Here is a 15,245-nt window from a genome sequence, read left to right as displayed (position 1 = left end):
TAAAACCGCATAAATCAAATCTTGCCAAGATATTTCTCTAAAGCGGCATCCAGGTCATCGCCCCGTAGGTCCCTGGCTACGATCTTGCCTTGCGGGTCTATCAGGAAGTTCGCCGGGATAGACTGCACGTTATAAAGCTTTGCGGCCAGGTTGTTCCAGTATTGCAGGTCTGATACCTGTGTCCAGGTTAGGCCATCATTTTTAATAGCTGCCAGCCAATCTGCCCTGCCTGTATTTTTATCGAGCGATACGCCCAGCACAGTGAAGTTTTTGCCTTTGTATTTATTATAAAGCTTAACCACGTTAGGGTTTTCCTGGCGGCACGGAGGACACCAAGATGCCCAGAAATCAAGCAGCACGTATTTCCCTTTAAAAGATGACAGGCTTACAGGTTTGCCGTTCACATCATTTTGTGTGAAATCCGGCGCTGTTGCGCCAATGGCGGTAACCTTAAGGCCATCCAGCCCGGCTTTCATTGCACGACCGCCGTCAGAAACTTTCAATTTATCAGAAAGACCGTTGTACAGCGGTTCCAGGTCATTTACATCCGGTGAAGGGCCACCATAACTGGATAACGCCAGCAAGCTTAAATAGCTGTCAGGATGAGTGGTTATAAAATTTTTAAGTATACCTTTTTGTTCGGCCTGCAAGGCTTTGTATTTAACCTGCATGGCGTTTTGAAAGGCCGGCGAGCGTTGTTGTTCGGGTGAAGCCTTTTTTGCTTCCGTAGTAAGCGCGCGGGCTTTATCGGTAATTGTTTGTAGTTGTGCCTTTAGGGTTTTATTGTCTACATTGAGCTGTGAGCCGGTAATATCAGCTTTGGCAACTGAGTCTTTGATGGCGATATTCATGTTGCCCTGCTCCAGGAAAAACGCCAGGCCATCTGCGGAGGTAGATGGGCGACCGTCCGGGAAATTGATATCAACGTATTTGCCGAAGCCGAGATTCTTTCTGTCTAAAAACAGGGTGGCGGTAACAGGTTCTGCAACAGCGCCTTTAAAGGTGAAATCGCCGTTAATTACGGTTGATGAATCGGTAACGTTGTTTGATCCTACGTTGTAAACCAGGTAAACTTTGGTTGGCGTAGTGGCATTGGCAACCTTGCCTTTTATAGAGAAATCTTTTGCGGTTTGGGCGAAAGAAAGTACAGGCAGCAATGCCAGGACGGGGAACAATAGTTTTTTCATTAATTTACTAAAGTATTAATAACGTGTAAAAGGCTGGTTAATTGCCGTTTAATTTAACTTTTGATAGGTGCGCCACCAAAGATCGGGCATCTCGCCGGATGTGGCCGTGCGGTAGTCTTCATAACGGCAGGGCACCAGATGGAAACGCTCGTTTTTAGAGCCACCTGTAGGGTATGGTACCTGCATCCACCAGCGGTCGCTTTTTTTGCTTTTCACAAATACCAGTTCGTGGTCATCATGCTTTAAGCTTGTTTTGTAGATGAGGTATTGCGATTTAGGGTTAAGCGGGAAATCCTTTTTGCGGTTATAAAAGCCATCGATAAAATACCACACCATCTGCGACAGTAACATGGCTGTTTGACCGTTGGTATCGTAAGCAGGATTAAATTCGTAAAAGCCGATCGAACTTAGTTTATCGCTAAAGCCGGCATACCTGCAGATCTGGCATGCTTCCTCGCCGTAAAAACCGTTAGGTTTGGCATTCGCATTGGCCGCAGCATCAGATGAGCGTATAGCGCTTACATCAAAGCTTAGCATGTTTGCATTGCGTATAATGGGTTCTGCTACCGCAATATTTTGGGTTAACTCGCCAAGGCGGTGTACATCAAAATAAAGTTTATCCATTACCCGCAAACTATCCTGGCTGGCAAAATAGGTTTGATAACCCATGTTGCTGTAATTGAACAAATAGTTAGGTTCGTGCAGGAATATTTTGCTGAGGTAAGAAGCAGATGTGGCCTCTATGGTTTCCGGATGGGCGTCATCCTCCAGGTCGAACTGAGAATCTACTACCAGCAGGTCAACTTTTTGTTCAAGATGCTCGTAGCCCAGGTATTGCGCGTAGGTAAGATCTTGCCCGCCGCCAATGATCACGGGAACAATATCTTTTTTCATCAACTCCTCAATCACGGTCTTTAAGGCGTAGTAGGTATCAACCACAGTTTCGCCGCGGGTGATATTGCCGAGGTCTACTATTTTGGTATTATAGCTCCCCTCATGAAGCTGGTAAAGTTTCTCGCGCACATAATCGGGTGCGAGGGCGCAACCCGGGTTATTTATAGCGTTACGATCATCAAGCACACCAATAATTGCAATATCAACCTTATCTTCCATCGATGGGAAATCAACAGAGTAGTGCTCTATCTTACTACCCAACTGGCTGGTGAAATAACCGTTCTTAGGCATTATCTTTTTAATATCGATGGGTGAAAAAAAATCAGCTAAGGACATATTGTTTTGGATGTGCAGGTGTGCAGATATGCAAATATGCAGATTTTGGTTGATGTTGAACCATCATTCGTTTTTCAATTTGCACTTATGCCCATACTCATATCCGCACATTTACTCTACTTTTGTGCACCTTTACATTTTCAAATCGGCTCATTTTTAAATCTTCAAAATATAACATGATACTTGTAACCGGGGCAACAGGTTTTTTAGGTGCAGAAGTTGCAAAGGAGTTGGTGCTTCGAGGTAACCATATCAGGTGCAGTAAAAGGGCTTCATCAAATTTGCCGGCGCTGTTGCAACCTTACAGCGATAAGATAGAATGGGTAACTGCCGATCTGATGGATGCAGATGCACTTGAGGAGGCCCTTGAAGGCGTTACACATGTATACAATTGCGCTGCGTTTGTGTCGCTGAAGGCGGCTGATAAGGATGCCATGATCCGCACAAATGTTACCGGCACGGCCAACATGGTTGACCTTTGTAATGACCGCGGCATCCGGGTGGTGCATACCAGTTCGGTAGCGGCGGTGGGCGAAGCGCCTGCCGGTGAGCAGATCACTGAAAAACATCACCTCGACCCAACAACAGAAACGGATGGTTATGCTATTTCGAAACTTGAGAGTGAGATGGAAGTTTGGCGCGGCATTGCCGAAGGTTTGGATGCCGTAATTGTTAACCCAACCATTATAATTGGAGCCAGTGCGGGCACTGCAGGTAGCGGACAAATATTTGAGACCGTGCGTAAAGGCCTCAAATATTACACGCAGGGAACCATGGGTTTTGTAGATGTGCAGGACGTTGCTAAGTGTATGATAGCCCTGATGGAAAGCGACATCAGCGGCGAGCGCTATATTATTAACGGAGAGAACAGGGCTTATAAACAGCTTTTTGAAGAGATAGCTAATTGCATGCATGTTGAAGCGCCAAGTAAACTTGCCAAACCCTGGATGATGGAAGTAGCCTGGCGGGGCGCATCTTTTTGGGGCGCGCTAACCGGCAGCGACCCGGCTATTGATAAAACCAGTGCAAAGGCGGCATCGGTAACCCGTGTTTTTGATACCAGCAAAATCAAAGAGGCTATAGGTTATCAATTCAGGCCCATCAGCGAAACCATCAAAGAAGTTTGTGCTGCACTGACTGCGCAGGCCGGGAAATAACCCGCACTAAGCAGGCTGATTTGCCGTATTGTATTTGTTGCGATACTCTACAGGAGATAAACCGGTGATCTTTTTAAATACAGCACGGAAGGCTTTGGTATCAGAATAGCCAACATCGTACATCACTTCATTCACGTTTTTGCGGCTGCTTTCCAGTTGTTTCTTTGCAGCTTCTATTTTAACGCGCTGAATATATTCTAAAGGGCTGTTGTTGGTGGCCTTTTTAAAACGGCGCTCGAAGTGGCGCTTGCCTATGGCATATTTCATGGCCAGGTCCTCAACAGAGATACGTTCGGCAATGTTGGCCTCAATAAATTCCTGTGCTTTTTTTATCGGCTCGTCCTCGTGTGTTTTTTGTCCGTTGAACATAATAAACGGCGACTGGCTCTTACGGTCTATCTCCAGGGCAAAAACCTTGGCCGCCATTATCGACATATCACGTCCCGCGTATTTCTCCACCAGGTACAAAAGCAAATTCCAATATGATGTTGCACCACCACTGCTGTATAAACCTTTTTGTTCGGTAACAATACGGTCGTCAACCAGGGTAACTTTGGGGAACATCTCCCTGAATTCGTTAGCTGTGCGCCAGTGACTGCTGCACTCCTTGCCATCCAACAGGCCGGTAGCAGCCAGCATAAAGGCGCCAATACAAAGGCTCGCAGCTTCGGCTCCTTTATGGTGCTGTTCTATTATCCAGGGTAAAAACGCCTCGTTATGCTTAAGCGTTGTTTTGATATCGCCGGATATGGCAGGGATAATGATCAGATCGGTCTTCTTAACATCACTTATCAGTGCATCCGTATGTACCGAGAATAACCCACCATGCAATTTTACCTCCTTTTGCAGGCCAACCAATTGAACATTAAATAACGCAGGCTTGCCGGCGGCTTCTAAAAAGTCGTTAACACCCGTAAACATAATGCGCGGGTCGGCAATGCTGGCCAAAACAGCTTCGTTGGTTATCAGTATTGAGATGTGTTTCATGGTGGTGGGTGCCGGTTTATATTGCAAGATAGGGTTACCATTATCGCAAAACAATAGCAAGTCGTAAACAACCCCTAAAAAGTCCTTTTTACACCTTATGCTATGCCGGCAGTGCGTTTACCTTTGTACTATTAAACATAAGCGAATATGAAAAAGGTAAAATTGCAGATGCAGCTAAGTGTTGACGGCTTTGTTGCCGGGCCGAACGGTGAGATGGACTGGCTGACCTGGAATTGGGATGATGAGTTGAAGAGCTATGTAGGCGAACTTACTGCTTCGATAGATACCATTATAATGGGCCGTAAACTGGCCGAAGGTTTTATCCCGGTTTGGAAGGAACGGCTTGCCGACCCTCAAATGGCCGACTTTGCCCGCACCATGGTTGAAACGCCTAAGCATGTATTTACTAAAACACTTGCCGATAGCCCCTGGGAGTTTACCGAATTAGCAACCGGCGATCTTGCAGAGGAAGTGAATAAAATTAAATCAGGTGAGGGAAAAGACATCATCGTTTACGGCGGTGCAGGTTTTGTATCGTCATTGATCAAGCATAACCTGATAGATGAGTACCATTTGTTCATTAATCCTGCGGCTATAGGCAAGGGCATGGCAATTTTCGGCTCGATTGAAGATAGACTGTCATTAACTCTCGAAGAAGCCAGGCAGTTTGATTGCGGGGTTACCGTACTGCGTTATAAATCCACACAAAAATAAGTTGATGATGCGGCGGCTTGTGGTATCCATGAATTTAACGCTTAATGGCTTTATGGCCGCCAGTAATGGCGACATGGCCTGGCATACCGATTTTTGGGATGATGAGTTAGCCCGCGCTTTCACATTGCAACTGGCCGATGCAGATACGTTGCTATTAGGCCGCAAAACGTATGAGGCAATGGCGCCTTACTGGCAAAGTATGGCACAAAACGTAAACCCGCCCAGGCTTGATGCGGATTTTAGCGATCTGATGCTTAGGCATGAGAAAGTTATATTCTCGCGCACGCTTACCCGTGCCGGTGGCTGGAGTAATTGCCGCCTGGCCAGCCGAAACCTAAGCAAAGAAATAAGCGCTTTAAAAGCTGCTGATGGCAAAGAAATGCTGGTTTATGGCAGTGGCAAATTGGTAGCAACACTGGCCAAGTTAAACCTGATAGACGAATACCGCTTATGGCTGCATCCTGTGGCTATACAAAAAGGCAGGCCTTTGTTCGGAAGTTTTATCACGGCTCCAAACATACGTTTATCGTATTCAAAAAGGTTTCAGAATGGGGTAGTGCTGATGTGCTATCGGTCTGTTTAAAAACGGATCTTAAAATGTTCTTTTGCCTGCCCGGGATTAAAGAATACCAATCCTATCCAGAACATATCAACAGTTGCTGTTACGCTTGGGTGATTTTTGATCTCCGCCCAGGCTTTTTTCATGCCATTGCTCCAGTAAATGTCATCAAATATTAACATGCTGCCTTCATGCACTTTGGGCAGGCACCAGTTAAAATACCTGATAGTGGCATCATATTGATGGTTGCCGTCGATATAAACAAAATCAAGCGTGGGCTCACCGTTTAACACACCCGGAAGCGTATCGTCAAAATTCCCGGTGATCACGTTGATATCATTAACGCCGGCTTCAGCAAATACGTTTTTAGCTACACCTGCCGTTTGCGGGCAGCCTTCAAGCGTGTATACCCGTGCGGTTGGTGCCGCCGCTTTCAGGTACAGCGTGGTTATACCTAAACAAGTGCCTAATTCAATGATATTTTTTGGCTTTACAAATGCTGCCAGGCGATATAATAACTTAGCCAAACGTGGCGGTTTAAGCGCATTTATGGTAATGTCGCTAACTTTTTTCTGCTTATTGTTGTTTACATGTGAGCCGGCACCCAAATCGGTAACGGTTATATAGTTGTCATTAATAAGTAGTTTGTCGCGTTCCTGTTCAATAGTAAAGTATGCAGGTTTGTCTGTTTTATCGTAAATAACCTCGTCCACCAACTTGTAAATGAAGGGAGAGTGCAAACCATGACGGTTTTTTGACGTGAAGCGGTGCAACAGAAAATCCCTTGCAATCGTTATATTGGACATAGCCGTAAAAGTATGAAAACGTTTATTATTTTAGTATACACAGTATGATTGATCCTATTGAAATACGATCTCTTATCAGCCTGCTTGATGACCCCGATGCAGAGGTATACGAGCATGTTCAAAAAAAGTTGTTCTCATATGGTGCCGAAGCGATAGAATATTTAGAAAACGCCTTTGGCGAGGCGTTTGACCCCGTACTGCAGGAGCGTATTGCCAACCTGGTGCACGAGATACAATTTACTTCTTTAAAGAAAGATCTTGAGCTATGGTATCAAGGTGGCGCCTTTGACTTGCTGCAGGGAATCCTTATTATTAACCGTTATCAATACCCTGATCTGGACGAACAGAAGGTTATTAACCAGATAGAAGCTATTAAGCGGGATATATGGATACAGATGAGCAACGAAGGCAGCCCGGTAGAACAGATAAAACTGATCAATCATATCCTTTACAGCATCCATGGGTTTAGCGGTAATACAACAAATCACCGCGATCCGCAGAATAGTTACATCAGCCAGGTATTAGAAACCAAAAAGGGCAATCAAATATCTTTAGCTATTATTTATTCTATTATTGCTCAAAAGCTGGATATTCCGGTTTATGGCGTAAATCTTCCGCAGCATTTCATATTGGCTTATCTTGATGAAAGCCGCGAGAGCGAATTTGACGGTGGCATACTTTTTTACATCAATGCCTTTAATAAAGGGATGGTGTTTGGCCGCAGGGATGTAGATATGTTTTTAAAGCAGTTGAACCTGCAATATGATAAACAATTTTATGAGCCATGCTCTAATACTGACATCATTAAGCGCGTTATCCGTAACCTCATCAGCGCTTATGAGCATTTAGGGTCATCAGAAAAGGTTGATGAGCTGAACGAGTTGCTGCAGATATTAGAATAATTCCATTCAAAAACAAAAAAGCCTCTCCGTTAGGAGAGGCCCATCTATTAAAAGATTTAAAGTAATGGCTCGTTTATGGTTCGACCGGCTCACCATGACAAAACAATATTGTCAGTCTGAGCTTGTCGAAGACCTGTGCGTGCGATAATGGTTTGATAAGCTAACCATGTCACGCCGGCGAGGGCTTATTCCTCAACCAATGAATCACCGGTTACGGTAGCTTTTATTTTTGCTTCAAGTTCGTCCGCAAGTTCGGGGTTGTCCATTATCAGCTGTTTAACTGCATCGCGGCCCTGGCCCAGGCGGGTTTCGCCATAGCTGAACCATGAGCCTGCTTTCTTGATGATGTTGTATTCAACACCCAGGTCAATGATCTCGCCGGCTTTAGAGATACCCTCGCCAAACATGATATCGAACTCTGCGACACGGAATGGAGGTGCTACTTTATTTTTAACGATCTTCACCTTAACGCGGTTACCAGACACTTCGTCGGTATCTTTAATTTGCGATATACGGCGAACATCCAAACGTACCGAAGCGTAGAATTTTAGTGCATTACCACCGGTAGTTGTTTCAGGGTTACCAAACATTACACCGATCTTATCGCGCAACTGGTTAATAAAGATACAGCAACATCCGGTTTTGCTGATGGTACCGGTAAGCTTACGCAATGCCTGCGACATTAAACGTGCGTGCAAACCCATTTTAGAATCGCCCATTTCGCCTTCTATCTCTGCCTTTGGTACAAGGGCAGCAACAGAGTCGATAACCAGGATATCAATAGCTCCTGAACGGATCAGGTTGTCGGCAATTTCCAAAGCCTGCTCCCCGTTATCCGGCTGAGAGATCAATAGGTTCTCTACATCAACACCTAACTTTTTAGCGTAGAAACGGTCGAAAGCGTGCTCCGCATCGATAAAAGCAGCAATGCCGCCTTTCTTTTGCGACTCTGCAATGGCATGGATAGCCAACGTGGTTTTACCAGATGATTCCGGGCCATAGATCTCGATGACCCTGCCTTTTGGCAAACCATTAACACCTAAGGCAATATCAAGGCCCAATGAACCGGTAGAAATGGTTTCGGTTTGTTCAATAACCGAATCGCCCAGTTTCATAATGGTACCTTTACCATATGATTTTTCCAGCTTATCAAGCGTAAGCTGTAATGCTTTCAATTTATCTGTGTTGCTCATCTTAATCTAATGTGAAACAAATATAATAAAGTTTTATTAAATGCTAATTTTTTTAGTAAATATTTTTTATTGGTTTATTGTCATTGCGAGGAGCGGAGCGACGCGGCAATCTCTTCGCGTTTGTTTGCATGCGATGAGATTGCCGCGCTATAGCTCGCAATGACATATTGGTTGGGTAAACTTACCCAACCATCCCTAATCCATCAACTATTCTTATCAACACTACGTTTCTTCAACTCCTTGCTGATGCTGTTGAGCGTGCGTTTCTTTTTAGCAGCTTCTGCCTTTTTTATCCGTGCAGCTTCTGCTTTAAGAAGCGCTTTTTCTGTATTGTGCTGTTCGTAGTACTTGCAGAACCAAGTAAGCGGACATATGTCACATTTGGGTGTCCGGGCTACGCAGATGTATCTGCCATGCAATATCAGCCAATGATGCGCAATGGATAAGGTGTTTTGCGGCAGATTCTCAACCAGTTGTTTTTCAACGGCCAATGGCGTTGTAGCCCTGTTGGTTAAGCCAATGCGGTTGGCCACCCTAAAAACGTGCGTATCTACCGCAATGGCCGGCGCATCAAACACAACCGAGGTGATCACATTAGCTGTTTTGCGGCCAACGCCGGGCAACTGCTGCAAGTCGGCCATACCTGATGGCACTTCGCCGTCGAATTTTTCTACCAGCATTTTGCCCAAGCCGGCCAGGTGCTTTGCCTTATTATTAGGGTAGCTTACGCTGCGGATATAATTAAATATCTCATCAGCATCAGAAGCAGCCAGGGCAAAAGCATCGGGAAAACGTTCAAATAATGCAGGGGTGACTTGGTTAATACGCTTATCAGTACACTGGGCAGATAGCACTACGGCAACAAGCAGCTGATAGGGGTTATTATAATGCAGTTCGGTAACTGCATTGGGTTGGTTCTTTGAGAAATATTCTACAAAATGCTTGTAGCGTTCTTTTTTGAGCATTTGGTTAGTTCAATGGTTCATTAGTTGAGTTGTTCATTAGTACTGAGCATTTGTAGAACAACAAACTGCATGTAAAATTATCAAACTATTCACCAATAAACTAATGAACCTGTGAACAAATGAACCCTATATAAAATAGAAAGGTTCATACCTCAAAAGTAAGATATCGCTATCCGTGTTTTGAACTATGAACCAGTTACGTGGTTTGCGTACTAATTAACGCAGGCTTTTTGAATAATCAAGTATCTGATGAATGGTCTGCGGATTCGGCTTTTTCTTCAGAAGATCAAGTTCCGCCCGGATGGAGTGATAAAATATCACATCGTCCGCTTCTAAATTTTCATGTAGATCAGATTCTTTCACCTGTGCTTTATTAGTGAACGCATTAAGTGTTGATGTAAAGGTTTCACCCATAAGCTTTTTAAGTTTATAATTATAAAATTAACGATAGTTTTTCACTAATATTTTAGAAAGATGAAAATTAAATGAAATTTTTTTCATGTTGATTTTTGCCTCTCCAAAATCGTTTAAACTAACATCCATTAAACTAAAAAGCCCCCGATATATTATATACCGGAGGCTTTTATTTTATAAAATATTTTAGTTTAACGAAAAGCGAACCAACCTGTCGTTAACAACCTAATTTTTTAAGCTCAGTTCTTTATTCTGCATCATTTTACGCAGGTTATTTAAGGCGTAGCGCATACGGCCAAGGGCGGTATTGATGCTCACATCAGTAACATCGGCTATTTCTTTAAAGCTCATATCACCAAAGTGGCGCATAATTAAAACCTCCTTTTGCTCAGCAGGTAAAAGTTGTATCAAAGCTTTAAGATCTTTGTGAGTTTGCTCGCGAACCATGCGGTCTTCGGCGCTTTCGTCATAGTGGCCAAGCACTTCAAAGATGTCAAAGTCGTCGCCGCCGCTAACCATCGGCGCACGTTTTTCACGGCGGAAATGGTCAATAACCAGGTTATGGCCTATACGGGTAACCCACGGTAAAAACTTACCTTCCTCGTTGTATTTGCCGGCCTTTAGGGTGTTAATTACTTTGATAAAAGTATCCTGGAAGATATCCTCGGCAAGCGCCTCGTCTTTAACCAGTAAGTAAATAGAAGTGTAAATTTTGGCCTGGTAACGGCGTATCAACTCAACAAGCCCTGCTTCTTCGCCGCCAATATAGAGATGGATTAGATCCTGATCACTTTTCAATTGAAAATCCATAGAATTACTACTGATAAACTAAATTAAATTCTCGTTCGTTATTAACTTAATAAAAGTAGAGTTCTATCTATAGCGTTCGTTTTAGGGGGTGAATCAAATAATCTATCCTCAAATATAATCATCTTAAAAAATAAAAGCAAATATTTTTTAGCAGGGAGAGTTGCGTTTTGCCAAATATTGTTTGCTTACCATTAATTAAGCGTTTAAATAACTGCTTAATAATCATATTCAAAACCTAAACTCATTTGCAAAAGGCTAAAAATTTTAGGATTTTTGCAGTCTCAAAAAGTTGATGGTTGATAGATCATAGTTCATAACAAAAACTATCTGTTAGACTACATGTTTTCTTTGAGGTTTAACGCACCATGCAAATTTCTGCCATGATCTATCAACCATCAACTACGAACTAAAAATTATGATCAAAGAAGCAGATAAAGATCCGCAGAAACATATAATCATAAAGGGTGCAAGGGTTCATAATCTTAAGAACCTTGATGTAGCCATACCCAAAAATAAACTGGTGGTGGTAACCGGTATGTCGGGTTCCGGCAAATCGTCATTGGCATTTGATACGCTCTACGCCGAAGGTCAGCGTCGTTACGTGGAGAGCTTATCATCATATGCCCGCCAGTTTTTGGGCCGTATGAACAAGCCCGACGTTGACTATATAAAAGGTATAGCGCCCGCAATTGCCATTGAGCAAAAAGTGATCACCAGCAACCCGCGCTCTACGGTAGGTACATCAACCGAGATATACGATTATTTAAAATTACTGTTCTCTCGTATAGGTAAAACCATTTCGCCCGTATCAGGCGAGGTGGTAAAACGCGATACGGTTACCGATGTAGTGAATTTTATTTCCGCCTTGCCTGATGAAACACAGGTGACTATCCTATGTCCGTTGCATCCGCACAATAACCGAAGCCTTAAAGAGGAACTGGCTGTGCTGATGCAAAAAGGTTTTGTGCGGGTAGAGTTAGACGGAAAGTTAGCTCGTATTGAAAGCCTGCTTGAGGACGAAAGCATTGCTGCCGATACGGAGGTTAAGGAAAAGAAAAAGAAAAAAGCCAGTGAAGACCATGAACAGTCTGACGGTTATAATGAGCACGTGCGCATTGTGATCGATCGTGTTACCAAGAACATGGAAGACGAAACGATCAGCCGTTTGGCAGACTCTGTACAAACCGCCTTTTTTGAAGGTAAAGGTGATTGTTATGTTCGCTATAATCAAGCCTCTCCCGAAGGTGGAGATTTAGAGGCGGTTTCCGAAACCGAACGTTTCTTCTGCGACCGCTTTGAACTTGACGGGATGCGTTTTGAAGAGCCTACGCCAAACTTCTTTAGCTTTAACAACCCTTATGGTGCTTGTAAACGTTGCGAAGGTTACGGTAAGGTGATAGGGATTGATGAGGACCTGGTTATACCTGATAAAAGCAAGACCGTATACGAAGGCGCGATTGCCCCTTGGCGCGGCGAAAAGATGCGCGAGTGGAACGATGTGCTGGTTAAAAATGCGCTTAAGTTTGACTTCCCGATACACCGCCAATATAATCAGCTAACAGAAAAGGAGCAGCGTTTACTGTGGACAGGTAACCAGTACTTTCGCGGGCTGGATGCTTTTTTTAAAGAGATGGAGGAGCAGACCTACAAGATCCAGTACCGTGTTCTGTTATCACGCTACCGCGGAAAAACTACCTGCCCCGAGTGCAAAGGTAGCCGACTGCGTAAGGATGCTTCTTATGTGAAAATAGATGGCAGATCAATAACCGATGTGGTGCTGATGCCGCTTGATACCGCTTCTGAATTTTTTAGTACGCTGAAACTTAACGAAACGGAAGAAAAAATTGGTAAACGCCTGTTAATGGAGATAACCAGTCGCCTGCGTTTCCTTAACGATGTGGGTTTGAGCTATCTGACGTTGAACCGCTTATCTAACACGTTGTCGGGCGGAGAATCACAGCGTATCAACCTGGCAACCTCGTTAGGTAGTAGCCTGGTTGGTTCGGTTTACGTATTGGATGAGCCAAGCATTGGCTTACACCCGCGCGATACCGAAAGGTTGATCTCCGTTTTACGTTCGCTGCGCGATGTAGGTAACACGGTGTTGGTGGTAGAACACGAGGAAGAGATAATGAAAGCCGCCGACCATATTATCGATATAGGCCCGGAAGCAGGGACCCATGGAGGTAACCTCATCTTCACCGGTACGTATGACCAGATCATTGTTGATGATGATAGCCTTACCGGTAAATATCTTAGTGGTCGCGAGGAGATCGCCATCCCTAAAAGCCGCCGTAAATGGCACGACTATATCGAGATAAAAGGTGCGCGGGAGAATAACTTAAAACATGCCTCGGCTAAGTTTCCTTTAGGTGTGCTTACGGTAGTTACCGGCGTATCCGGTTCGGGTAAAACCAGTTTGGTTAAACGTATTCTGGCGCCTGCACTGCAAAAAACATTAGGTAATTACACCGGCGACCAAAGCGGTTCGTTTGACAGCATTGAAGGTGATTACAATAAAATTGAGCAGGTTGAATTAGTAGATCAAAACCCTATCGGTCGTTCATCACGCTCAAACCCTGTTACCTATGTTAAAGCGTGGGATGAGATCCGCAATTTGTTTGCTGCACTGCCGGCAGCAAAGGCAGGGGGTTTAAAGCCTTCGGCATTCTCTTTTAACGTTGAAGGCGGCCGTTGTGATGTTTGCCAGGGCGAGGGTGAGGTGAAGATAGAGATGCAGTTTATGGCCGATATCTTTCTTACCTGCGAAGCCTGCGGTGGCAAGCGTTTTAAACAGCACATTCTGGACATTACTTATAATGATAAGAATGTATCTGAAGTATTGGATATGACCATTGATGAAGCCGTAGAGTTCTTCGCCAAGGAAACAAAAATACTCGCTAAGATAAAGCCACTGGTTGATGTAGGTTTGGGTTATGTACAGTTGGGGCAATCATCTAACACACTATCAGGAGGTGAGGCACAGCGTATTAAACTCGCAAGCTTTTTGGTGAAGGGGAACAACACCCACAAAACCATGTTCATATTTGATGAACCTACTACTGGTTTGCATTTTGCAGATATCAAAAAGCTCCTGAAATCATTTGATGCCTTGATTGAAAATGGCAACACCATCCTGGTGATTGAACATAACATGGACGTGATCAAATGTGCCGACTGGGTTATCGACATTGGCCCCGAAGGAGGCGAACGCGGCGGTAACGTAGTTTTTGAAGGCGTACCCGAAGATCTGATCAAGAAAAAAGATAACTACACCGGTAAATTTTTGAAAGAGCGATTCGAGTAACCCAACAACCTCTTTGAGGCATGTAACAAAGGCGATGAGTTATCATCGCCTTTGTTTGTATTTTAGAAATTATTCTTGTCCTTTATAAGGAAACGGTAACCTCATCCTGATCTCGCTGTCCTCACCAGCTTTGTTAGTAAATTTGGCTTCCTTAAGTACGCGCACGGCTTCTTCGTCGCACCCGTACCCTAAGCCTTTTACAACCGTAATATCTTTTGTGCTACCGGATCCGGTAACGGTAAGTTGTACTGTTACGAAGCCATTAATGTTGGCGGCCTTAGCCTGCTCCGGATAAGCAAGTTGACTGTAGATGGCTTTATTGCCTCCCACAGGTTCAATGGCCGGCAGCTCTTCCTCGGTTACCTTATAGTAAAGGTTAGGTGGATTAAGATTTGCAGTGCTGCTTACAGGTTTATAGTCAATTCCCCACTTTTTGAGATAAGATTGCAAGGAAGATAACCCTGCTTTTTTGCGCCTGTCGTTCACGAAAGCTTCATCACTAATTGGGTATAATTGAAATATGCCTTTTTTTGACTCATGCAGTTGTGTACCGTAAACCTGTGGTTGGTTCTGCGTTATCCGCACCCTATCTACCATTAAAGGTATCAGCGACGGCGAAAGTTCGCCTTTATCTGCAGCCTCAATAATTACAGGAAGATATTTTTCCTGCGCCTCCAGATCATTATGCTGTATAACGTTAAAGGCAACATCGCTCAAGTTTTGGCCTACAAGTGTTTTGCCCGGATAGCCATAATCGGTTATGATACGCGCTACCTTGGCCAGATTGGCCACATCCGCCGCCGACTGCTTTGCCATTAAAGCCTTGTCTTGTTCAGAGCCTGTTCCATGCTTTTTAGCTTCGGCAATAGCAGCAACCCGGTACTGCTGATCGGCCTTGCCAATGGCGGCTATCTCAACCGCCAGTTTTTTATTGGTTTGGGCAAAGAGAGTGGTTGCTGAAAGTATGAGTAATGAAACGGCGGTAAGGGTTTTCATGGGAGTGTTAATGGCTTA

At 44.2% G+C, this 15,245-nt stretch carries 14 protein-coding genes; 5 read left to right on the top strand and 9 right to left on the bottom strand.

Annotated elements, in window-relative coordinates:
- Nucleotides 1–14: 14 nt before the first annotated feature.
- Nucleotides 15–1,187 (bottom strand): TlpA disulfide reductase family protein, encoded by a 1,173-nt coding sequence (locus tag INP83_RS01655; protein ID WP_219126060.1) that lies wholly within the window; start codon nt 1,185–1,187, stop codon nt 15–17.
- Between the two features lie 48 nt (nt 1,188–1,235).
- Nucleotides 1,236–2,417 (bottom strand): formimidoylglutamase, encoded by a 1,182-nt coding sequence (locus tag INP83_RS01650; protein WP_219126059.1) that lies wholly within the window; start codon nt 2,415–2,417, stop codon nt 1,236–1,238.
- Nucleotides 2,418–2,593: 176 nt separating this feature from the next.
- On the opposite strand from INP83_RS01650, the gene INP83_RS01645 reads away from it, so the two are divergent.
- Entirely contained in the window at nt 2,594–3,574 is a 981-nt protein-coding gene (locus INP83_RS01645) for an SDR family NAD(P)-dependent oxidoreductase (RefSeq protein ID WP_219126058.1), read from the top strand.
- 6 nt (nt 3,575–3,580) lie between these two features.
- Here the strand turns inward: INP83_RS01645 and INP83_RS01640 are convergent, their stop codons facing one another.
- The gene (locus INP83_RS01640; RefSeq protein ID WP_146273317.1) at nt 3,581–4,561 is read right to left on the bottom strand and encodes a GlxA family transcriptional regulator; all 981 of its coding nucleotides are present in this window, start codon (nt 4,559–4,561) and stop codon (nt 3,581–3,583) included.
- A 147-nt stretch (nt 4,562–4,708) separates the two neighbouring features.
- On the opposite strand from INP83_RS01640, the gene INP83_RS01635 reads away from it, so the two are divergent.
- A complete protein-coding gene (locus INP83_RS01635) occupies nt 4,709–5,275 on the top strand; it encodes a dihydrofolate reductase family protein (RefSeq protein WP_219126057.1) in 567 nt (188 codons plus the stop codon).
- 28 nt (nt 5,276–5,303) lie between these two features.
- Nucleotides 5,304–5,858, top strand: a complete 555-nt coding sequence (locus INP83_RS01630; RefSeq protein ID WP_219126056.1) for a dihydrofolate reductase family protein — start codon at nt 5,304–5,306, stop codon at nt 5,856–5,858.
- On the opposite strand, the gene INP83_RS01625 is transcribed toward INP83_RS01630, so the two are convergent.
- On the bottom strand, nt 5,855–6,640 hold the full coding sequence (locus INP83_RS01625; RefSeq protein ID WP_146273314.1) for an O-methyltransferase: 786 nt from the start codon (nt 6,638–6,640) through the stop codon (nt 5,855–5,857). The genes INP83_RS01630 and INP83_RS01625 overlap by 4 nt on opposite strands.
- A gap of 44 nt (nt 6,641–6,684) precedes the next feature.
- On the opposite strand from INP83_RS01625, the gene INP83_RS01620 reads away from it, so the two are divergent.
- Nucleotides 6,685–7,542 (top strand): transglutaminase-like domain-containing protein, encoded by an 858-nt coding sequence (locus tag INP83_RS01620; protein WP_146273313.1) that lies wholly within the window; start codon nt 6,685–6,687, stop codon nt 7,540–7,542.
- Nucleotides 7,543–7,727: 185 nt separating this feature from the next.
- On the opposite strand, the gene recA is transcribed toward INP83_RS01620, so the two are convergent.
- The 4 genes from recA to INP83_RS01600 form a co-directional block, all read right to left on the bottom strand.
- Nucleotides 7,728–8,735, bottom strand: coding sequence for a recombinase RecA (recA, locus tag INP83_RS01615; protein ID WP_146273312.1), 1,008 nt, complete (start codon nt 8,733–8,735; stop codon nt 7,728–7,730).
- A 203-nt stretch (nt 8,736–8,938) separates the two neighbouring features.
- On the bottom strand, nt 8,939–9,700 hold the full coding sequence (nth, locus tag INP83_RS01610) for an endonuclease III (RefSeq protein WP_219126055.1): 762 nt from the start codon (nt 9,698–9,700) through the stop codon (nt 8,939–8,941).
- 216 nt (nt 9,701–9,916) lie between these two features.
- Nucleotides 9,917–10,114: a hypothetical protein gene (locus INP83_RS01605; RefSeq protein WP_219126054.1), complete on the bottom strand. Its 198-nt coding sequence runs from the start codon at nt 10,112–10,114 to the stop codon at nt 9,917–9,919.
- 225 nt (nt 10,115–10,339) lie between these two features.
- A complete protein-coding gene (locus INP83_RS01600; protein ID WP_146273309.1) occupies nt 10,340–10,924 on the bottom strand; it encodes an RNA polymerase sigma factor in 585 nt (194 codons plus the stop codon).
- A 415-nt stretch (nt 10,925–11,339) separates the two neighbouring features.
- On the opposite strand from INP83_RS01600, the gene uvrA reads away from it, so the two are divergent.
- Complete coding sequence (gene uvrA, locus INP83_RS01595) at nt 11,340–14,231, top strand: excinuclease ABC subunit UvrA (RefSeq protein ID WP_219126053.1); 2,892 nt, start codon at nt 11,340–11,342, stop codon at nt 14,229–14,231.
- 69 nt (nt 14,232–14,300) lie between these two features.
- Here the strand turns inward: uvrA and INP83_RS01590 are convergent, their stop codons facing one another.
- Nucleotides 14,301–15,227, bottom strand: a complete 927-nt coding sequence (locus INP83_RS01590) for an energy transducer TonB (RefSeq protein ID WP_219126052.1) — start codon at nt 15,225–15,227, stop codon at nt 14,301–14,303.
- Between the last annotated feature and the right edge of the window lie 18 nt (nt 15,228–15,245).

Source organism: Mucilaginibacter sp. 21P (assembly GCF_019331605.1).
Classification (GTDB): domain Bacteria; phylum Bacteroidota; class Bacteroidia; order Sphingobacteriales; family Sphingobacteriaceae; genus Mucilaginibacter; species Mucilaginibacter achroorhodeus.
The sequence above is the reverse complement of the archived record's forward strand: the minus strand, read 5'-3'. Positions and strand labels throughout refer to the sequence as shown.

Coding starts and splice junctions, on each gene's coding strand:
- INP83_RS01655 (WP_219126060.1), bottom strand. CDS start 1,187: ATGAAAAAACTATTGTTCCCCGTCCTGGCATTGCTGCCTGTACTTTCT.
- INP83_RS01650 (WP_219126059.1), bottom strand. CDS start 2,417: ATGTCCTTAGCTGATTTTTTTTCACCCATCGATATTAAAAAGATAATG.
- INP83_RS01645 (WP_219126058.1), top strand. CDS start 2,594: ATGATACTTGTAACCGGGGCAACAGGTTTTTTAGGTGCAGAAGTTGCA.
- INP83_RS01640 (WP_146273317.1), bottom strand. CDS start 4,561: ATGAAACACATCTCAATACTGATAACCAACGAAGCTGTTTTGGCCAGC.
- INP83_RS01635 (WP_219126057.1), top strand. CDS start 4,709: ATGAAAAAGGTAAAATTGCAGATGCAGCTAAGTGTTGACGGCTTTGTT.
- INP83_RS01630 (WP_219126056.1), top strand. CDS start 5,304: ATGAATTTAACGCTTAATGGCTTTATGGCCGCCAGTAATGGCGACATG.
- INP83_RS01625 (WP_146273314.1), bottom strand. CDS start 6,640: ATGTCCAATATAACGATTGCAAGGGATTTTCTGTTGCACCGCTTCACG.
- INP83_RS01620 (WP_146273313.1), top strand. CDS start 6,685: ATGATTGATCCTATTGAAATACGATCTCTTATCAGCCTGCTTGATGAC.
- recA (WP_146273312.1), bottom strand. CDS start 8,735: ATGAGCAACACAGATAAATTGAAAGCATTACAGCTTACGCTTGATAAG.
- nth (WP_219126055.1), bottom strand. CDS start 9,700: ATGCTCAAAAAAGAACGCTACAAGCATTTTGTAGAATATTTCTCAAAG.
- INP83_RS01605 (WP_219126054.1), bottom strand. CDS start 10,114: ATGGGTGAAACCTTTACATCAACACTTAATGCGTTCACTAATAAAGCA.
- INP83_RS01600 (WP_146273309.1), bottom strand. CDS start 10,924: ATGGATTTTCAATTGAAAAGTGATCAGGATCTAATCCATCTCTATATT.
- uvrA (WP_219126053.1), top strand. CDS start 11,340: ATGATCAAAGAAGCAGATAAAGATCCGCAGAAACATATAATCATAAAG.
- INP83_RS01590 (WP_219126052.1), bottom strand. CDS start 15,227: ATGAAAACCCTTACCGCCGTTTCATTACTCATACTTTCAGCAACCACT.